This window comes from Stutzerimonas stutzeri (genome assembly GCF_000952685.1).
In the GTDB taxonomy this organism is placed as follows: domain Bacteria; phylum Pseudomonadota; class Gammaproteobacteria; order Pseudomonadales; family Pseudomonadaceae; genus Stutzerimonas; species Stutzerimonas stutzeri_E.
In genome coordinates, this window is sequence record NZ_JYHV01000021.1 from 80,549 (window position 1) to 100,459 (window position 19,911).

Consider the following 19,911-nt stretch of genomic DNA (forward strand, 5'->3'; position numbering starts at 1 on the left):
GAAAGGACCGCAGCGGGTCGCAAGCCGGTTTGAAAGCGTGATTCGGGTTGCCAGACAGGCAGACCTCGCCAACACTTCGGTGTCCCGTCGTCGGAGTTTCCCATGCGTCCTTCAGACCTACTGCGCCTGCTCGGTCTCGCTGCCATCTGGGGCGCCAGCTTCCTGTTCATGCGAATCATCGCGCCGGAACTCGGGACATTTCCCACTGCGTTCTTCCGGGTACTATTTGCCTGCCTAGGCCTGTTGGCGATTCTGATGATGATGCGGATCCGCTGGGATTTTCGCGGCAAGCTGAAACTGTGTCTGATTCTCGGAATGATCAATTCCGGCGTCCCGTTCGCGCTCTATGCCCTGGCAGCGCAATTTCTGCCAACCGGCTATTCCGCGATTTTCAACGCAACCACACCAATGATGGGCGTAATCATTGGTGCTCTATTTTTCGCCGAAGCGCTGACGGCAGCGAAACTGGTCGGAGTGCTATTCGGCCTGAGCGGCGTGGCGCTGCTGACACGTACCGGCCCCGTGGCATTCGACGCACAGCTGTTGATCGGCGCGCTCGCATGCCTGGGCGCGACCGCCTGTTATGGATTCGGTGGTTTCCTGACTCGTCGCTGGATCAACCAGCACGGCGGGTTGAGTAGCGAATTGGTTGCCTTCGGCAGCCAAGCGGGAGCGGCACTCTGTCTGCTGCCACTGTTCGTCCTGTCACTGCTGACAGCGCCCCCGGTTTCCTGGGGTGACAGCACCGTCTGGCTCAGCCTTGCCGGGCTCGGCATCGTCTGTACCGCATTCGCCTATATTCTGTATTTTCGCCTGCTTGCAGACATCGGCCCGGTTCGTACCCTGACGGTCACCTTCATCATTCCACCCTTCGGTGTGCTCTGGGGCGCCCTGTTTCTTGATGAACCGCTGGACTGGGCCTATGCCTATGGCGGTGCGCTGATTGCCGTGGCGCTCTGGCTCGTACTCAAGCAGGCGCCGGCCACGACCGCGGCGACACCTGCGTCCAACGAAGTTAACGACGGTCCGGCGCTGGCCGAAATACCAGAACGAGACCAAGCACGATCAGCAACATGCCGACCAGACTGAGCATCGCCAACCGGTTGCCGAATACCAGGTAGTCCATTACCGCCGTCACCGCCGGCACCAGATAGAACAGGCTGGTCACGTTGACCAGATCTCCCTTGGCGATCAGTCGATACAACAATAAGGTCGCGGCCACCGAGATTACCAACGCCATCCATGACACCGACAGCCAGAAGCCCGGTTCGAAGGTTATGTTCATGGGCTGGAATGGCACGAACAGCGAACAAAGCAAAAGCCCGGCGAGATACTGCAAGGGCATGGCACGTAGCGGATCACCTTTGGCTCGTTTCTGCATCATCGAGCCCAGCGTGATGCTCGACAGTGCCAGCAAAGCACAGGCCACGCCCGCCACGGACAGCCCTCCCACGCCAAGGCTCTGATACACCACCAGCACCAGTCCACTCAGACCAAGCAGCAATCCGAACAGCCGCAGCGGTCTTAGCCGTTTGCGCTCCAGCAACACGGCCGTCAGGATCGGCTGCACGCCTAGCAGAGTCGCCATGACCCCCGGCGTCATCTGCAGATCCAGTGCCAGCAGATAGAAGATCTGATAACTGCCCAGCAGCACCAGACCGGTGGTCAAGGCATACCGACGCGCCTTCCATCCGTCAGGCAGCGATAGCGAGGCCAGCCTCACCACCCCCACCAACGCCACCAGCGCGATAACGAAACGAACCAACAGGAAGGCGAACGGCGACGCGTACGCCAATCCCCATTTCGACACGATTGCCCCACTGCTCCAGAGCAGCACGAAAAGGCCCGTAGTCGCATACGCGACCAGGTTGTTGCGTGAGAAAGAAATCATCCTGCCACCTTTGATCAGGCATACGAAACTGCGCCAACGAATGGCAAATGCAGTGACGGAAGTGCCGGCGAACCGGCGTGACTCAAGCCACCGCGGGTGGCGGTGGCGGAGCCAGGAACAAGCCCGGTGGTGGGCTCGCAGGATGGCGGGGAGATGTGATCGGCATGCGTGCAAGAGCTGCGAAACCACCCGCGTATGGGCGTTCGTGGTCAGCGACGTTGCAGAAGCATGTGCGGTTCATACCGATCTCGAAGCATTGGAGAAGCAGGTTTCAGACTATAGCGGTGCTGCGCCGGTTCTGCCAAGCCAGATCGGCGCAACGGGTGTTACTGCTGCAGTTCCTGCTCACCGAACAGGTCGGCAAACAACATGGTGGACAGGTAGCGCTCGCCGGAATCGGGAAGAATCACCACAATGTTCTTGCCCTGCATTTCAGGCCGCTGGGCCATGCGCACCGCCGCAGCCATGGCGGCGCCGCAAGAGATGCCACAGAGGATGCCTTCTTCGCGCATCAAGCGCAGCGCCATGGCCTTGGATTCTTCATCACTGACCAGCTCGACTTGATCGACAATGGACAGATCGAGATTCTTCGGCACGAAGCCGGCACCGATGCCCTGGATCTTATGCGGGCTCGGTTTGACCTCATCTCCCGCGAGCGTCTGGCTGATTACCGGAGAGCTGGCGGGCTCGACCGCCACACTGAGAATCTTCTTGCCCTTGGTGCCCTTGATGTAACGCGAAACCCCGGTGATGGTGCCGCCAGTCCCAACCCCCGAAACCAGTACGTCGATGTTGCCTTCGGTGTCGTTCCAGATTTCCGGCCCGGTGGTTTTCTCATGGATCCCCGGGTTGGATGGGTTCTCGAACTGCTTCGGCAAGTAATACTGGTCACGGTCCGATGCGGCGATTTCAGTCGCCTTCTCGATGGCGCCCTTCATGCCTTTCGCCGGATCGGTGAGCACCAGCTCCGCGCCAAGCGCCTTGAGTACTTTGCGCCGCTCCAGGCTCATCGAAGCCGGCATGGTCAATACCAACTTGTAGCCACGTGCCGCGGCGACGAACGCCAGACCGATGCCGGTATTGCCGGAAGTCGGCTCGATGATCGTCATGCCTGGTTTGAGCAGTCCGCTTTTCTCGGCATCCCAGATCATCGCCGCGCCGATCCGGCACTTTACCGAATGGGCCGGATTGCGGCCCTCGATTTTGGCCATGATGCTGACGCCCTTCGGGCCCAACCGATTGATCATCACCAACGGGGTATTCCCGATGGCCTGCGCATTGTCAGCGAAGATGCGGCTCATGACAGTGTCCCTGCGAGTGGAAAATCAGACTGATCAGCCTAAGCCCAGTCTCATGACTCGTCCAGCCGAACTCACCGATACGAGCAACGGTCCACCTTCAAGTAAAGGCAGTTCGATGACCACACCTTCGGCCAGACCACTCCATGAAAAGACGTTACCGACTCCCGCTGTGGATACTTCTGTCATTGGCATTGCTACTGCTGATCATCCACCTTGCCCTGCCCCACTTGGTGCGCAACTACCTGAACGACAAGCTGGCGGACATGGGCGAGTATCGCGGCCATGTCGACGACGTCGATCTGGCCTGGTGGCGTGGTGCATATCAGATTGACGGGGTGCTGATCGAGAAGAAGAACGAGAAGGTTCAAGCCCCTCTGTTCACCGCTCCGACAATCGATATCGGGGTGAGCTGGCGAGCACTCTGGAAGCATCGCGCCCTGGTAGGTGAGGTCCGGCTGGAACAGCCAGAACTGAATTTCGTCGACGGCAAGGACGCCGGCGATTCGCAGACCGGCGAAGGGGTCGACTGGCGCGAAAGGCTTGAGGAGCTGGTGCCGTTTACCTTGAACGAGCTGCGTGTCATCGACGGTCAGCTATCGTTCCGCAACTTCGAATCCGATCCGCCAGTGCATATCTACGCCAACGCGATTAACGCCAGTCTCTACAACCTGACCAACACGGCGGATGGGCAAGGCCGCGTGGCGACGTTCGAAGGCAACGCCAAGTTTCTGAACCATGCCCCTATGGAAGCCACCGCGAGCTTCGACCCCTACACCAACTGGGAAGATTTTGAAGTGAACCTGCGCTTGACCGGGGTGGAGCTGACCAAGCTGAACGACTTCAGCAATGCCTACGGCAAATTCGATTTCGCCGGCGGCACCGGTGACTTGATCATGGAAGTAGAGGCCAACGACAGTCAACTGTCTGGCTACATCAAGCCCTTGCTGCACCAAGTCGAAGTGTTCAACTTCGAGCAGGACGTCGAGAACGAAGACAAAGGCTTCTTCCGTGGGATCTGGGAAGCCGTGGTCGGTGGCGGCGAAGAAGTCCTGCAGAACCAGAGCAAAGATCAGTTCGCTACGCGTGTTGAGCTATCCGGCAGCACCAAGAACACCGAGGTCAGCCCGTTTCAGGCCTTCATCGCCATCTTGCAGAACGCTTTCGTCGAAGCATTTTCGGCCCGTTTCGAGCGTTCACTGAGTGAAGACGACAAATAGCGGAGCACGGTTGAGCGGCCTGCGCCCATTCAGTGACTGAATGATTCGCTCGCGTTCACACTAAAGGGCCCATCCCTTATAGTCGATCTCTGACTCAAACACGAAGCGCCTGCGTGCCAGGCCCGATCAAGGAAATCCTGATGAAGTTCGAAGGCACCCAATCCTATATCGCCACCGACGACCTCAAACTGGCGGTCAACGCAGCCATCACACTGGAGCGCCCGTTGCTGGTGAAAGGCGAGCCGGGCACCGGCAAAACCATGCTCGCCGAGCAACTGGCAGAGTCATTCGGTGCGAAATTCATCACCTGGCACATAAAGTCCACTACCAAGGCCCATCAGGGCCTGTACGAATATGACGCGGTGAGCCGCCTGCGTGACTCGCAGCTAGACTCAGACCGGGTGCACGATGTACGCAACTACATCAAGAAGGGCAAGTTGTGGGAGGCGTTCGAGTCCGAACAGCGCGTCATTCTGTTGATCGATGAAATCGACAAGGCGGACATTGAGTTCCCCAACGACCTGCTGCAGGAACTCGACAAGATGGAGTTCTACGTCTACGAGACCAATGAAACCATCAAGGCCAAGCAGCGCCCGATCATCATCATTACGTCAAATAACGAAAAGGAGCTGCCGGATGCCTTCCTGCGCCGATGCTTCTTTCACTACATCGCCTTCCCTGACCGGGAAACGCTGCAGAAGATCGTCGACGTGCATTATCCGAACATCAAGAAGGACTTGGTGGCCGAAGCCCTCGACGTGTTCTTCGATGTTCGCAAGGTACCCGGGTTGAAGAAGAAGCCATCCACCAGCGAACTGGTCGACTGGCTCAAGTTGCTGATGGCCGACAACATTGGTGAAGCCGTGCTGCGCGAACGTGATCCGACCCGAGCGATTCCGCCCCTGGCTGGAGCCCTGGTAAAAAACGAACAAGACGTGCAATTACTTGAGCGTCTGGCATTCATGAGTCGTCGCGCCAGCCGCTGAACGGCGGCGGCTCCAAGCGGAGCCGACCACCTCACACACTGGAGGAAGAACCATGCAAACGCATACCGGTAGTTGCCTCTGCGGTGTCGTGCGGTATCGCATCGACGCACCGATCAACCAGCTCACCCATTGCCATTGCAAGATGTGCCGCAAGGCGCACGGGGCTGCATTCGCGACCTACGCGAGCGTGCCGCTGGAAGCGTTTCACTTCCTCTCCGGCAAGGATCAGCTGGGCGTCTTCCACTCCTCCGAACATGTGACGCGGACGTTCTGCATTCGCTGCGGATCCAATCTGCAATTCGTCGATAACCGAGAGCATGAGGTCGGCGTCGCTGCCGGCACGCTCGACTCTTCGCTGCCCGTCCCGCCCCAGGAGCACATTTTCGTCGGTTCCAAGGCGGACTGGTACGAGATCAGCGACGGGCTCGCGGAACACGACGAAGACCTCTGACCACCAAACGCAAGGTGCCGTGATGACGGTACGCCCGAGGTTCTGCCATGTTGCTTGGCCTGTTCAATGAAATGCGCGCCGCCAAGGTGCCGGTGTCGGTACGCGAGCTGCTCGACCTGATCAACGCGTTGAAACACAACGTGATTTTCGCCGATATGGACGAATTCTATTTCCTGTCGCGGGCCATTCTGGTCAAGGATGAGCGCCACTTCGACAAGTTCGACCGCGCCTTCGGCACCTACTTCAAGGGCTTGGAAAACCTCGATCAACACATTGAGGCGTTGATTCCAGAAGAATGGCTACGCAAGGAATTCGAACGCTCGCTGAGCGATGAAGACCGCGCCAAGATCGAGTCCCTCGGTGGGCTGGACAAGCTGATCGAGGAATTCAAGAAGCGCCTGGAAGAGCAAAAGGAACGGCACGCCGGGGGTAACAAATGGATCGGCACCGGCGGCACCAGCCCGTTCGGTTCCGGTGGCTACAACCCCGAAGGCATTCGCATCGGTGATGCTGGCAAGCGTCAAGGCAAGGCGGTGAAGGTCTGGGACCAGCGCGAATACAAGAATCTCGACGATCAGGTCGAACTGGGCACTCGCAACATCAAAGTCGCCCTGCGCCGCTTGCGCAAATTCGCCCGTCAAGGTGCGCAGGACGAGCTGGACCTCGATGGCACCATCGACCACACCGCTCGAGACGGCGGGCTACTCAACATCCAGATGCGCCCGGAACGACGTAATGCGGTGAAGCTGCTGATCCTGTTCGACATCGGCGGCTCGATGGACGCTCACGTGAAGGTCTGCGAAGAGCTGTTCTCCGCCTGCAAAACCGAGTTCAAACACCTGGAGTATTTTTACTTCCACAACTTCATCTACGAGTCGGTCTGGAAGAACAACTTCCGCCGCACCTCCGAGCGCACCTCGACACTCGACCTGCTGCACAAATACGGCCCTGATTACAAAGTGGTATTTGTCGGCGATGCCGCCATGGCGCCTTATGAAGTGACCCAACCCGGTGGCAGTGTCGAACACTGGAATGAGGAAGCGGGCTACGTCTGGATGCAGCGCTTCATGGCCAAGTACAAGAAACTCATCTGGATCAATCCCTACCCCAAGGACACCTGGGGCTACACCTCATCCACAGGGATCATCCGCGAGCTGGTGGAGGATCGGATGTACCCGCTGACATTGAGCGGTCTGGAAGAAGGGATGAAATTTCTGGCGAAATAGCAGCCAACCGATCACCGTCACGGTGCCATAGCGAACCCGCCTGGGCTCGCTATGCATTATCACCTGGACGACCCGAGCGAGCGACGCGACGCACATTACGTGGCCGACGCTGCGGAAACAGCAATCGGCGGATCAGCAGAAAAATGCTCTCGGCAATCCAGGCCAACAGCAATGCACAGCCGACCCCCCAAGCGATCGCCTCGGGCGCCAGCAGGACCTGAAAGCGGTAACTGCTCCAGACCTGATGGCGAATGGCCTGGTCGGCCCCGAAGAACACATGCCAGGCTTGTGCATACCAGGGACCCTGCATGATTCGCCACTCACGATCGAGCAGGCGTGCGCGTTCCACGAGCGCCGCGACACTGCGTGCATCACTCTGGATAACTGGATCATCGCTGGCACGATAGTGCTCCACCAGCGCATTCAAATTGCCCTCGAAGAACCGTCCGGCCGTTTCCTGAAAGCCCAGCAGCCCCTGCTGCGCTTCGATCCGGCGCGCCTCGACGTGACGTTCATATGCTTGAATAAAGCCCGGCACCTGGACGCCAATCAGCAAGCCAAGGGCGAACACCGTCAGTCGCAAATAGCTTCGTAGCATCACTGCACCTGCCCGCGCGCAACGCACTCGCCCAAACGCCAGAGCGTCCATTCGCCCGGCTGGTGAACTTGCCACTGCTCGTTATCAGTCAATGGCTCGGTTGCCAATACGGTAACGACATCATTCGGCGTTGTTTCAACGGTGAAATCGACCGTCAGGTCGGCATCTTTCAGTTGTGCCGGGCCAAAGGGAGCGCGCCGAGTAATTTGCACGAGCTTGGTGCTGCAGAAACTGAACAACCATTCACCGTTGCTCAGCAAGCAATTGAATACGCCTTTGGCACGGTAGCCCGCGCAGGCGTCGAGCAGTGCAGGGAGCAGGTCCTCGGCAGCCACGCGGTCGGGGAACACGCTGCGCACCCGGCTAAGCAGATCGCAGAACGCCGCCTCGCTATCGGTATCGCCGACTGGCTGGTAGAAACCACGCGCAGGACTGAAATCAGCGAGCTGACCGTTATGGGCGAAGCACCAATGCTGCCCCCACAGTTCTCGCACGAAGGGATGGGTATTGACCAGAGCGACCCTGCCGACGTTGGCGTGACGGATATGACCGATCACCACTTCGCTCTTGATCAGGTAATGCTGAACCATCTTCGCCACTTCGGACTCGCAGCTGGCCACTGGATCCTGAAACAGACGCAGACCACGGCCTTCGTAGAAAGCGATGCCCCAACCATCTTTGTGTGGCCCGGTGCGCCCCCCGCGCTGCATCAGCCCCGTGAAGCTGAAATGAATGTCGGTCGGTACGTTGGCGCTCATGCCGAGCAGTTCACACATGCATGATCTCCCGCTATCTCTTGTGTTCCGAGTGCCCGGTATTAGCCGGTCGACTCGCTCATAACCTGGGCTCGGTCCGTGACTGGTAACGATTGGAGGGGCGGTAGTCCACCTGCTCGTCATCCTCGAGCCGCTCCCGCAAGGTACGAGCGTCCTCCTCTGCTGCAGATGCTGTGCGCCGCCGCCCGAGCCGGCGCTCGATCGGCCAGCGCAGCGCCACCAATACTGCGTATAGCGCGAATGCGATCAGCCCGTAGAGTGCCAAATCCGCAACTGCACGCCAGGCGTTGTTGCCGACCTTGAACAGTAGATCCAGCGCGGTGATCGCCACAGCCGGCGCGAACAGTTCCCGAGTGGGATCGACGATGGTGGGTGTCAGTAGCAGTACGGCTGCGATCAGCCGCAGCGGCTCGCGCAGCCAGCGCCACAGGGGTCGCGTGACACGGAACCACACCAGCAGAGCTCCCAGTGCAGCCACTCCATAAGCTGTCCAGGCGAGTAGGTAATCATTGGCGAATAGGAACATGACGATCTCGTGTGTAAGGCAGTGTGCTCACCGGCGTGTAATGCCGCGCATGATAACAGTGGCGAGCCTGCCGGCTGCCAGTTCGCAATGCAATGACAAGCTGGTCATCATCCATGTAACGCCGTATAAACGCTGAAAACAAAAAAGGGCCGGAAAGCGCCAGTAGCGTGCCGAGAAGCCATACTTGTCACACGGACACATCAGGAGAGCCATCATGACCTACCAGCATATTCTGGTCGCTACCGACCTGAACGACGAATGCCACCCGGTCGTAGCACGCGCCGAGGCATTGGCCATCGCCAGCGGCGCAAAACTAGCCTTGGTCCACGTCATCGAACCAATGGCCATGGCCTTCGGCGGTGACGTGCCGATGGATCTATCGATGCTGCAGCAGCAGCAGTTCGACCAGGCCCGTGAGCGCTTGACCGGGTTCGCTGAGCGTTACCCCAGCCTGACTGTCGAGCAGCGTCATCTAGCCTACGGACAGCCCCGTCAGGAGATACACAGGCTGGCCAAGGAACAAGGTTGCGATCTTGTCGTTGTCGGCAGTCACGGCCGTCATGGTCTGGCGCTGCTGCTCGGCTCTACCGCCAATGACATTCTTCACGGAGCCCCCTGCGACGTGCTTGCTGTTCGGCTGACCAAGGCCGAGTAACTTCACCGATTCTGCGCCTGAGCCCTGGCGGCTCAGGCCATCTCCGGCCCCTCTCCGGCGCTCATCACCAGCGGTCTGATTTTCTTCAACTGGGTCTCCAGTGAATAGGTCAGGCTGGTTGCCATGGAGAAAAACGTCAGGAAAGCCTTTAGATTGGAGTCGCCGTGACAGGTGTCGTGGATTCGCTGCCAGAACGCCTGATTGACCAACTGCAGTTGCTGGAAAGATCGCACCAGGCCACGCAACTCCCAGTCGGCATGGCGTCCTTCACGTAAATTGAAGTACTGCCGGGCCAGATACAGCGAGACCGCACGCAGCACGAACTCCTGATTGCTGGCGAACGGCAGATGCTGATGCGCCATCGGCTTGAGCCTGCCCAGCACCGGGCACGCGCTGGTAGCCATGATAACGCCGAGCAGCGCACGCAACCCCTCCTCCAGCCCTACCAGCTTGTTGTATTCCCGTTCCGGCGTACGCACTCGCACTTGCGCTTTCTTCACCGCAGGCAGGCCCTGGAAGTCCTCGATGACCCGGTGCAGGTCCACCGCGGCGGGGCAATGGCTGAAGCTGTCCCGACTCAGTGGGCAATTGTTGCACTGCTGATGATCCAGGCGCGTCCATTTGGGTGCCTGACTGGCAGCCTCGTGATCGTAGACGCGGTCCAGCTCGATCCGGTAGCTGAACTCATGCTCGTCGTCCAGGACGATGCGGTAATCAATTGCCATCTAAGCTCCGTCTGGAATGCTGACAGGTGTCGTTTAGTCTTGGTGTCCGGGTCACGCCATGCGGAACATCAAGGGCTGATCTATGGCATCGAGAGATGTGCTGGACAGAACGGGGGATTTCCACCACGCGTGCGCTTCAATCTTCCAGCTCGGCCCAGCGCTCCAGCAATTCGTCGAGTTCTGCCTGCAGCGCCTCAAGACGCGATATCGTTTCGCCAGTATGCTCCGCAGTCTGCTGATAGAACGTCGGCTGCGCAATTTCGGCTTGCAACGCGGCGATGTTTTTTTCGACTGCGTCTATTTTTCCCGGTAGCGCCTCCAGTTCGCGCTGGACCTTGTAGCTGAGTTTCTTCTTCGCCGGGGCAGGTTCGGCGTTGGGTGTCGCGGGCTTGCTCTGCGGTGTTTCGACTTTCGCTTCCTTGGCTTCCTTCGTCTCGGCTACGCCGAGCAGTTTTACCGAGCCGCCTTGCCGCAGCCAGTCCTGGTAGCCGCCGACGTATTCGCGAACGACCCCGTCACCCTCGAAAACCAACGTACTGGTGACCACGTTATCGAGAAACGCCCGGTCATGGCTGACCATCAATACCGTGCCCTGGAACCCGAGTAGAACCTCCTCGAGAAGCTCGAGGGTTTCCACGTCGAGATCGTTGGTCGGCTCGTCCAGTACGAGCAAGTTGGCCGGCTTACTGAACAGTTTAGCGAGCAAGAGGCGTGCCCGTTCTCCGCCAGACAGTGCCTTTACTGGCGTGCGGGCCCGCTGCGGGCTGAACAGGAAGTCACCGAGGTAGCTGAGAACATGGCGATTCTGGCCGTCGATAGTGATGAAGTCGCGCCCCTCGGCGACATTGTCGATGACAGTCTTTTCCAGTTCCAGCTGGTGACGCAATTGGTCGAAATACGCCACTTCCAGTTTGGTCCCCGCCTCAACCGTGCCACTGGTGGGTTGCAGATCGCCCAACAGCAGCTTGAGCAGTGTGGTCTTGCCGGTTCCGTTGGCCCCGAGCAAACCAATCCGATCGCCACGCTGCAGCACCATCGAGAAATCGCGAATCAACGGCTCGCCGCCCGGATGAGCGAAGCTTGCATGCTCGACGACGATGACCTGCTTGCCGGATTTCTCCGCTGCGTCGACCTGGATGTTGGCCTTGCCTTGATGCTCACGGCGTTCGCTGCGCTCGGCTCGCAATGCCTTGAGTGCACGAACACGGCCTTCGTTACGAGTACGGCGGGCCTTGATGCCTTGGCGAATCCACACCTCTTCCTGCGCAAGCTTCTTGTCGAACAGCGCATTGGCCGTTTCTTCAGCCGCCAACTGTTGTTCCTTGTGCACCAGGAAGCTGGCGTAATCGCCGTTCCAGTCGATCATGTGGCCTCGATCGAGCTCGAGGATGCGAGTCGCCAGGTTCTGCAGGAACGCACGGTCATGCGTGATGAACAGCACCGCACCGTTAAAACCGGTCAGCGCTTCTTCCAGCCAGGCAATCGCGCCGATATCCAAGTGGTTGGTCGGCTCGTCCAGCAGCAGCAGATCGGGTTCCGATACCAGCGCCTGAGCCAGCAGAACGCGCCGCCTCCAGCCGCCGGAAAGCTCGGCGAGGGTTTTGTCGGCTGGCAGCTGCAAACGACTCAAGGTGCTATCGACCAGCTGCTGCAGACGCCAACCGTCCTTGGCTTCGAGTTCTTGCTGGACATGCATCAGCTTGTCCAAGTCGGCTTCGTTCTGGATGTTCTGGCTGAGGTGATGGTAGTCGGCAAGCAACTGACCGACGCCGGACAAGCCTTCGGCTACCACGTCGAACACGGTGCGCTCGTCAGCGAGCGGAAGCTCCTGCGGCAGCTCGCCGATCTTCAGCCCCGGCGCGCGCCAGATTTCGCCGTCATCGGGCAACTGGCTGCCCTTGACCAGACTCAGCATGCTGGACTTTCCGGTGCCGTTGCGGCCGATGATGCACACCCGCTCACCCCGCGCAATCTGCCAGGACACTCCATCGAGCAATGGATTGGTGCCATAGGCGAGGGACACATTGGTCAACTTGAGCAGGGTCATGACTACCTCCGGAAAACAGGGCGCGCAGTCTAGCAGAATGCGCCTGTCAGACGGACGTCACCGCGTTTGCGGGCATGCGTCCGAGGGCTTCATCCACAACCAGCCATCATGATTCCGCCAGCGTCCCAGGCGCGCCACATCTGGCTTATCGTACGTTCGTCGGAACGTACTAGTTTGTTGGTTTCAACAGCTTAATCCTCGTTTAACTGCCAGCGCGGCCAAGCTAAGCTAGCGCAGCAATCCCTCATGCCCCCGTCTTCGGAAGTCTCATGCGCGGTCGACTCTCCAGTATCTGTTTTTGTCTGTTGTTCACTGCCGTCACCCTCGAAACCGCTCAAGCCGCCAGCCTTCAGCAGCAACGGCAGTATTACGACGAAGCCAAGCGAGCCTTGGCCAAGGGCGACAGCGGCCCGTATCGGCGCTACGCCAGCGCGCTGCGAGACTACCCGCTAGAACCTTACCTGGCTTATGACGAGCTGACGGCACGGCTGAAGTCCGCCAGCAATGACGAAGTCGAGAAGTTTCTGGCTGAGCATGGCGACTTGCCCCAGGCCAGCTGGATGAAACTGCGTTGGCTGCGATTGCTCGCCGCGCGCGGCGACTGGCGGCCCTTCGTCGCGCACTACGATCCGAAGATGAACTTCACCGAACTGGACTGCCTGTTCGGCCAATACCAGCTCGCCAGTGGACAGACGAAACAAGGTTACGAGACCGCCGAGCGGCTCTGGCTGGTTGGTAAATCACAGCACAACGCATGCGATGCGCTATTCGACCGCTGGGAAGCCGCCGGACAACTCACCGAAGAGTTACGTTGGAAGCGCACCAAACTGGCGGTCGAGAACGGTAACTACGGCCTCGCCAGTTTCCTCACCAAAAGCCTGCCGACGCTGAAAGCGCAGGGCGAACTGCTGATCGATGTCGCGCAGAAGCCGCAGATGCTTGATCAGACGGGCCGCTTCATGACGCCAACGCAGACGATGGGCGATATCGTCTCGATCGGCCTGCGCCGGCTTGCACGCAAGGATCCGGAAAAGGCCCTCCGGCTGCTTGAGACATACGCCAGGCGCCTGTCGTTCTCAACGGACGAAAAGGTCGCGATCGCTCGCCAGATTGGTCTCACCCTGGCCAAGCGCTTCGATGCACGCGCACTGAAGGTCATGGCCGAGTACGATCCCGAGCTGCGTGACGATACCGTCAGCGAATGGCGGGCCCGCCTGTTGTTGCGCCTGGGACGCTGGGACGACGCCTACGCGCTGACCCAACGGTTTCCCGAGGAGCTCGCCAACAGCAACCGTTGGCGTTATTGGAAAGCACGCAGTCGGGAGCTGGCCAAGCCCAATGACGAACAAACCATTCAGCTCTACCGGCCGGTCGCCAGCGAGCGCGACTTCTATGGATTCCTCTCGGCCGACCGCATCCAAGCGCCTTACAAGCTCAACCATCAGCCACTTGCGCTGGATCCAAAGTTGATTCAGAAGGTCCGTAACACCGCGGGTATCCGCCGTGCTATGGAATTCCATGCGCGTGGGCAGATCGTCGATGGGCGCCGGGAGTGGTACCACGTCAGTCGGCTGTTCAGCCGTGAAGAGCTGGTCGCGCAAGCACGGCTAGCCTACGAGATGGAATGGTACTTCCCGGCCATTCGCACCATCAGCCAGGCGAAGTATTGGGACGATCTGGACATTCGCTTCCCCATGGCCCATCGCAACAGCTTGGTGAAGGCAGCTAAAGCGCGGGAGATTCATCCAAGCTGGGTGTTCGCCATCACACGCCAGGAAAGCGCCTTCATGGCCGACGCCCGTTCGCACGTCGGAGCCACGGGACTGATGCAGTTGATGCCGGCCACCGCGAAGGAAACCGCCAGACGCTTCGGCATCCCGCTTTCATCACCGCAACAGGTGCTCAATCCCGATGTCAACATCCAGCTGGGCGCCGCCTATCTCAGTCAGATCTACGGTCAATTCAAAGGCAACCGGGTGCTCGCCTCAGCCGCTTACAACGCTGGTCCCGGGCGGGTTCGTCAATGGTTGAAGAACGCCGAACATTTGCCGTTCGACGTCTGGGTCGAAAATATCCCGTTCGATGAAACCCGCCAGTACGTGCAGAACGTGCTGACCTACTCGGTGATCTACGGACAGAAGCTCAACGCACCACAGCCCCTGGTCGAGTGGCACGAGCGCTATTTCGAAGGGCAGTGATGGCGATGGCAGGCCTTAAAAATGCCGGCCGCACGATGGGGACGCACCCCATTCTGCGGCGCTGCGGTTTTGCTATCCGAACCTATTCGAGCACTTGCACAGGCATGCCCACCTTCAGCACGCCAGTGCCCTCGGCGATGAGGTTCTGTCCGAAAAACACCCCGCCATCCCCCTTTCGGTAGTTCATCAGCGTAGCCAGTGGCTCACGGGTCGGGCTCTTCTCACCGTTGAGCGGATCAATGGTCGGGATGATGCAGCGCGAACACGGCTTGACTACGCGAAACTCCATATCGCCAATACGAATGCGCCGCCAGCCGTCCTCGGCGTAGGGGGCCGAGTCGGCGATCAGCAGATTCGGCCGAAACCGTCGCACGTCGAGCAGTTGTCCCACCCGTGCAGAAAGATCGTCAAGTGATCGCTGGCCGATCAGTAGGAAGGGAAAGCCATCGCTGAATCCGGTCAGCTCGCCAGGTCGGGCATAGTCCTGGTCGATCTGGATGCCCAGCGCGTTTGGCAGATGCACCAGCCGGCACGGGCGTTCGAGCAAGCGCGTCAGCCAGGCCGCCGCGGCATCACCGGCATCAGGTGCCCGCAGGGTCTCGCGCCAGATCAGCACGCCGCGCATCATGCTGTCCGGGCCAGGCACTGGTACCCGCAGCGTCTCCATGCCGGGGGCGCACATCAATAGCGCCGTTTCGCCCTGCCAGCGCGCGGTCAGCAATGCCATCTGCGGCAGTATTCGCTGTGTCAGGAATTTTCCAGTCGCCGCATCCACCACCATCCAGCGGCGGTCGCCGCTCAGACCGAGCTCGTCGCATCGCCCCTCCTCAAGCAACTCAGCGGAACCGGACTTGAGCGGAAAACGGTACAACGAGGAAAGGTGCATGCGGGTGCCTCGATCAGATGGACGGGTCAGCGAGTTTCGTCCAGCAACAGGCGTTCTCGGACGACATCCACCAGTTTCTCCGGCTGGAACTTGGAAAGGAAGTTGTCACAGCCGACTTTCTGCACCATCGCCAGGTTGAAATTTCCGGAAAGGGACGTATGCAGCACCACATACAGATCACGCAGACGCGGATCGTTACGGATTTCAGTAGTGAGCCGGTAGCCGTCCATCTCCGGCATTTCAGCATCGGTGAACACCATCAGCAGGCGATCGGTGAGCACTTCTCCCGCATCGGCCCACGCCTTGAGCCGGTTCAGCCCTTTCATGCCGTCGCTGGCGGCATGTACGGTGATGCCGAGCTGGCTGAGGGTCTCGCGCAGCTGCGCCAGTGCGACGGTTGAGTCATCGACACAAAGCACTTCACGCCCCCTGGCGCGCTCGAGCAACGGATCGGTTAGACGTTCGGGCGCGATGCTGGTGTTGTACGGGACGATTTCGGCCAGCACCTTTTCCACGTCGATGACCTCGACGAGCTTATCGTCGACCTTGGTGATCGCCGTGAGGTAATGCTGGCGTCCCGCCGTGGTCGGTGGCGGCAACACTTCCTCCCAGTTGAGGTTGAGGATGCGGTCCACGCCACCGACTAGAAACGCCTGAATCGAGCGGTTGTACTCGGTCACGATGATGGTGCTGCGCTCATCCGGCACCAGTGGGCGCAGCCCGATGGCACGCGATAGATCGATCACCGGGAGCGTCTGGCCACGCAGATTGACGACGCCGCAGACCGAGCCGTGCCGGTGTGGCATCAGCGTCATCTTCGGCAGTTGCACCACCTCCTGGACCTTGAACACGTTGATCGCGAATTGCTGGCGACCCGAGAGCCGGAACATGAGGATTTCCAGACGATTTTGCCCCACCAACCGGGTGCGTTGATCGACTGACTCTAGAATGCCGGCCATTATGCGGGCTCCTTGCGAATAAGGGATGTAACAAGCTATCGGCCGCAAAGCTTCGCGCTTTATTATCGGAACAAGTATTTTATCGGCCCGCAGCGAGCCACCTGATTGATCAGCCGGTAGTGGGTACGCCGCGGTCAGGCGGGCTCGCCATCAGCTCGAGGCAGTGGCTCATCCCGCAGTAACGGGCTGCCGTCGGGAAGATGCAGTCGCAACGCCCTACGCTTCACCGAGAAGCGCATACGCTTCGCTGCAAAGGGTTCACCATCAAGGTTGATGTCGATCTCATCCGGCGCTTCAACCTCGATCCATGGCACGCGCGCGGTTACTGAAACGGTATCGATTCCCAGCAGCCCACCGCTCAACAGCGTACCCAAGGTGCCTACCGTATCGGCAGGCGCCGGGACGATGCAGATATCGAACAGGCCATCATCGATCGAAGCCTGCGGACACAGCTGTTGCCCACCCCCAGACTGACGACCGTTGCCGATACCCAGTGCTAGAAAGTCGCCTTCCCAGGCGAAGTCAGGTCCAACAAAGCGCCCCCAGGCAGCGCGCAGTTCACTGAAGCGCGACAAGCCGGTCAACAGATATGCGCTGCCCCCCAGCACCCGCTTCAGCTCTTCGGAAGTCGTAGCAGTGACCTTGGAACCGAAGCCACCGGTGGCCATGTTGAGGAAGGTTTCACCGTTCATTTCTCCGACATCGACCCTCACCGGCTCGCGATTGAGCAAGGTCAGCGCCTCGAAGGGCGTCAGCGGAATCTCGGCGGCTTGGGCGAAATCATTAGCAGTACCCAACGGCACTATCGCTAGGCTGGCATCCGAACCACTTTCGAGCAAAGCCTGGGTCATTTCCCGCGCGGTCCCGTCTCCACCTCCAGCGATCAGTGTTCGGTATCCCGCGGCGAGCGCTTCCTGCACCAGGCGTGCGGTATCACCGGCTTCCCAGGTCACCCGTACGGCCAGTTCGTTTCCCAATTGACGCCATTCGTTGACTGCGGCACGCAGCTCGTCGTTGAGCGCCTGTTTCCCGTGAAGAACAAGTAACGCCTTGGGTTCATTCATTTCCAATAACTTCCATTCGGTAATCGGCAAATAGGACCTGCTGCGGCACCAGAAAGTTGTGAGTCTGGGACCAACCGCGACTTAAGCCCATCGACACATCGCGTTGACCATCGGTCAGGAGACCGCACCCGAAAACGCTCGGTGCGGAACCAGCCCTTGCTCATAACCTTTAAATATCAGCCCTTTAGCAGCGAATTTAATCCTCACGACTGACTAAGCACTTTGCACCCTGACGGTGAACTCATTTCCTGGAAGGCGGTCGGAGCAGGTGTCCAGGTGAAGGTTGCGATAGCGGCCTGCCATCAGAACCGCGGATCGCGGCGATCAAAACGAGTATTGAGCTAGCAATAGCCGTAGGAAGGAGCCTTGTATGCGCTTACAGTCCGTTGGAACCCTTGAGTACGCCCACCCCAGTTTTGTTGATTATTTCCTTGCCAGCGTTCGCTTGATTCACGGACTGACCGCTGTTTTGCCGGGCGTCCTGCTGTTGCTTTTTCTGCCGCTCGAACTGCCGGCGGGCGGTGGTACTTTCAGTACCTTTCTGATGTTTTTCGGCGTCATCAGCGTAGTCATTTTCCAGTCGGTTGGTATCTATAGCGAAGAAGTGTTCAGCACACTGCTGCGCTTCCGCACCATGTTGGTGGCCTGGGCTGCTGCGTTCAGCCTGTTGATCTTCATGCACCAGGGGCTGGGCATGTTCAGCTACCTGGAAGCCAAGCACCTGACTTTCTGGTTCATTGCCAGCGGCGTCCTGTTCGGCGCCGAGCGATTGATGATGCTTGCACTGTTCCGTCGCCTGATGGCCAAAGGTGTATACCTGCAAAATGCGGTGATCCTCGGCGGCACCGATAACGGCCTGCGCGTTGCCGAGTATCTAGCCCATCACCGCGACATCCGCACCGGCGTACTCGGTTTTATTGATGACCGCCTGGAGCGCCTGCCCAAAACGCTGGCCGACCTCCCACTGCTGGGCAATACGCGCGATCTGGAACAAATGATCCGCGAAGAAAAAGTCACCCAGGTTCTAGTCGCCCTGCCCTGGTTCGCCGACAGCCGCATCGGCCAAGTGATCAATGAACTGCGCAAGCTGCCGGTCAACGTGCTGCTGGTCCCGGACATGGTCGCCTTCCGTCACGCCAACAAGCGCATCACCGAAGTCGGCGGGCTGCCGACGCTGATCGCTTCCGATCTGCCGCTGCGCGGCTGGTCGCCAATGTTCAAGCGCATCGAGGACATCATCCTCTCCAGCCTGGCTCTGCTGGCCGCCGCGCCCGTGATGCTGTTGCTGGCCCTGGCGATCAAACTGGACTCGCCCGGCCCGGTACTGTTCAAGCAGAAGCGCTACGGCTACAACAACCGGCTGATCGAGGTGTTCAAGTTCCGCTCGATGTACCACGCCAAGTCGGATGCCAATGCCGAGCGCCAGACCACCCGTGATGACGACCGCATCACCCGTGTAGGTCGCTTCATTCGCAAAACCAGCCTTGACGAGCTGCCCCAGCTGCTCAACGTCTTCCTCGGCAGCATGTCCATGGTTGGCCCGCGCCCTCATGCAACCGCGACCAAAGCCGCGGGCGTGCTGTTCGAAGACGCCGTCTCGGAATACTCCGCGCGCCATCGCGTCAAGCCCGGCATCACCGGCTGGGCACAGATCAATGGCTATCGTGGCGAAACCGACACCCTCGAAAAGATCGAAAAGCGCGTCGAGTTCGATCTGGACTACATCGAGCGCTGGTCGGTCTGGTTCGACATCTACATCCTCGCCCGGACCATTCCCGCCTTGCTATTCAATAGGGACGTCTACTGACTGCAGCACGCATTGACCGGCCCCATCAAGGCGATACGCCACTTCATGCGCGAGCGCAGCAGGAAGATTGAACTAATGAAGCGAGCAAATATCAGATTTGCGTTCTGCTACACGCATGCCCATCCGTCCAGGAATTCGGGGCTGAGAGGCTAAGCGAGATGTTCCAGAACATATTGATCGTCTGTGTCGGCAACATCTGCAGAAGCCCGGCGGCCGAAGCGTTGCTGGCGCATAGGCTCCAGGGTAAAGGCCTGACAATTAGCTCGGCAGGCATAGGTGCACTAGTAGGCAATCCAATGGACAAGACCGCACATGAGGTGCTTGCCGACCACGGCCTGGAACACAGGTCCCACCGTGCTCGGCAGGTCGATAGCGAGATGCTGCACCAGGCCGACCTGATCCTCACCATGGAGCACAGTCACGTCCAGCACATCCGCCAGATAGCCCCCGAAGTACATGGCAAGACCTTTCTGATGGGTAAATGGCTAGACAACATGGAAATCCCCGATCCCTTTCGTCAATCCAAGCCCGCATTCGAACATGTCCACAGCCTTCTGACGCAGTCCGTCGAGAGCTGGCTTCCTTACCTGAAATAAGA

At 59.3% G+C, this 19,911-nt stretch carries 19 protein-coding genes; 9 read left to right on the forward strand and 10 right to left on the reverse strand.

All coding sequences use genetic code 11. The annotated features are described in order from the left end of the window. The first annotated feature begins 102 nt into the window (after positions 1-102). A complete protein-coding gene (locus UF78_RS13045; protein ID WP_230623643.1) occupies positions 103-1,089 on the forward strand; it encodes a DMT family transporter in 987 nt (328 codons plus the stop codon). Here UF78_RS13045 and UF78_RS13050 read toward each other — a convergent pair. Both UF78_RS13050 and cysK read right to left on the reverse strand, forming a co-directional pair. Further along, the gene (locus UF78_RS13050) at positions 1,016-1,891 is read right to left on the reverse strand and encodes a DMT family transporter (RefSeq protein ID WP_045162641.1); all 876 of its coding nucleotides are present in this window, start codon (positions 1,889-1,891) and stop codon (positions 1,016-1,018) included. The genes UF78_RS13045 and UF78_RS13050 overlap by 74 nt on opposite strands. Positions 1,892-2,217: 326 nt before the next feature. Then, on the reverse strand, positions 2,218-3,192 hold the full coding sequence (gene cysK / locus UF78_RS13055; protein WP_045162642.1) for a cysteine synthase A: 975 nt from the start codon (positions 3,190-3,192) through the stop codon (positions 2,218-2,220). A 143-nt stretch (positions 3,193-3,335) separates the two neighbouring features. Here cysK and UF78_RS13060 point away from each other — a divergent pair, with 143 nt between their 5' ends. The 4 genes from UF78_RS13060 (at position 3,336) to UF78_RS13075 (ending at position 7,072) form a co-directional block, all read left to right on the forward strand. Continuing rightward, positions 3,336-4,409 (forward strand): DUF748 domain-containing protein, encoded by a 1,074-nt coding sequence (locus tag UF78_RS13060; RefSeq protein ID WP_045162643.1) that lies wholly within the window; start codon positions 3,336-3,338, stop codon positions 4,407-4,409. 140 nt (positions 4,410-4,549) lie between these two features. Further along, a complete protein-coding gene (locus UF78_RS13065) occupies positions 4,550-5,395 on the forward strand; it encodes an AAA family ATPase (protein WP_045162644.1) in 846 nt (281 codons plus the stop codon). Between the two features lie 52 nt (positions 5,396-5,447). Beyond that, the gene (locus tag UF78_RS13070; protein ID WP_045162645.1) at positions 5,448-5,846 is read left to right on the forward strand and encodes a GFA family protein; all 399 of its coding nucleotides are present in this window, start codon (positions 5,448-5,450) and stop codon (positions 5,844-5,846) included. 47 nt (positions 5,847-5,893) lie between these two features. After that, the gene (locus UF78_RS13075; RefSeq protein WP_045162646.1) at positions 5,894-7,072 is read left to right on the forward strand and encodes a vWA domain-containing protein; all 1,179 of its coding nucleotides are present in this window, start codon (positions 5,894-5,896) and stop codon (positions 7,070-7,072) included. A gap of 49 nt (positions 7,073-7,121) precedes the next feature. Here the strand turns inward: UF78_RS13075 and UF78_RS13080 are convergent, their stop codons facing one another. From UF78_RS13080 to UF78_RS13090, 3 genes are read right to left on the reverse strand one after another with little or no spacing between them, the layout of a single operon-like run. Continuing rightward, entirely contained in the window at positions 7,122-7,670 is a 549-nt protein-coding gene (locus tag UF78_RS13080; RefSeq protein WP_045162647.1) for a DUF2937 family protein, read from the reverse strand. Then, entirely contained in the window at positions 7,670-8,446 is a 777-nt protein-coding gene (locus UF78_RS13085; RefSeq protein ID WP_045162648.1) for a class II glutamine amidotransferase, read from the reverse strand. Before UF78_RS13085 ends, UF78_RS13080 begins: the two co-directional genes overlap by 1 nt. A gap of 58 nt (positions 8,447-8,504) precedes the next feature. After that, positions 8,505-8,972, reverse strand: a complete 468-nt coding sequence (locus tag UF78_RS13090) for a hypothetical protein (protein ID WP_045162649.1) — start codon at positions 8,970-8,972, stop codon at positions 8,505-8,507. Positions 8,973-9,186: 214 nt separating this feature from the next. On the opposite strand from UF78_RS13090, the gene UF78_RS13095 reads away from it, so the two are divergent. Next, entirely contained in the window at positions 9,187-9,627 is a 441-nt protein-coding gene (locus tag UF78_RS13095) for a universal stress protein (RefSeq protein WP_045162650.1), read from the forward strand. A 32-nt stretch (positions 9,628-9,659) separates the two neighbouring features. On the opposite strand, the gene UF78_RS13100 is transcribed toward UF78_RS13095, so the two are convergent. Beyond that, entirely contained in the window at positions 9,660-10,352 is a 693-nt protein-coding gene (locus tag UF78_RS13100; protein WP_045162651.1) for a DUF6901 family protein, read from the reverse strand. Between the two features lie 136 nt (positions 10,353-10,488). Next, positions 10,489-12,399, reverse strand: a complete 1,911-nt coding sequence (locus UF78_RS13105; protein WP_045162652.1) for an ATP-binding cassette domain-containing protein — start codon at positions 12,397-12,399, stop codon at positions 10,489-10,491. Positions 12,400-12,668: 269 nt separating this feature from the next. Here UF78_RS13105 and UF78_RS13110 point away from each other — a divergent pair, with 269 nt between their 5' ends. Further along, entirely contained in the window at positions 12,669-14,597 is a 1,929-nt protein-coding gene (locus tag UF78_RS13110; protein WP_045162653.1) for a transglycosylase SLT domain-containing protein, read from the forward strand. A gap of 82 nt (positions 14,598-14,679) precedes the next feature. On the opposite strand, the gene UF78_RS13115 is transcribed toward UF78_RS13110, so the two are convergent. The 3 genes from UF78_RS13115 to yegS all read right to left on the reverse strand — a co-directional run bounded on the left by UF78_RS13115 (position 14,680) and on the right by yegS (position 17,506). Continuing rightward, on the reverse strand, positions 14,680-15,483 hold the full coding sequence (locus UF78_RS13115; protein WP_045162654.1) for an MOSC domain-containing protein: 804 nt from the start codon (positions 15,481-15,483) through the stop codon (positions 14,680-14,682). 26 nt (positions 15,484-15,509) lie between these two features. Next, positions 15,510-16,442, reverse strand: coding sequence for a chemotaxis protein CheV (locus UF78_RS13120; RefSeq protein WP_045162655.1), 933 nt, complete (start codon positions 16,440-16,442; stop codon positions 15,510-15,512). A 134-nt stretch (positions 16,443-16,576) separates the two neighbouring features. Beyond that, the gene (gene yegS / locus UF78_RS13125) at positions 16,577-17,506 is read right to left on the reverse strand and encodes a lipid kinase YegS (RefSeq protein ID WP_045162656.1); all 930 of its coding nucleotides are present in this window, start codon (positions 17,504-17,506) and stop codon (positions 16,577-16,579) included. A gap of 370 nt (positions 17,507-17,876) precedes the next feature. Between yegS and UF78_RS13130 the strand changes: the two genes are divergently transcribed. Together UF78_RS13130 and UF78_RS13135 are read left to right on the forward strand one after the other, a co-directional pair. Beyond that, entirely contained in the window at positions 17,877-19,313 is a 1,437-nt protein-coding gene (locus tag UF78_RS13130) for an undecaprenyl-phosphate glucose phosphotransferase (RefSeq protein WP_045162657.1), read from the forward strand. 158 nt (positions 19,314-19,471) lie between these two features. After that, entirely contained in the window at positions 19,472-19,909 is a 438-nt protein-coding gene (locus tag UF78_RS13135; RefSeq protein WP_045162658.1) for a low molecular weight protein-tyrosine-phosphatase, read from the forward strand. The last annotated feature ends 2 nt before the right edge of the window (positions 19,910-19,911 follow it).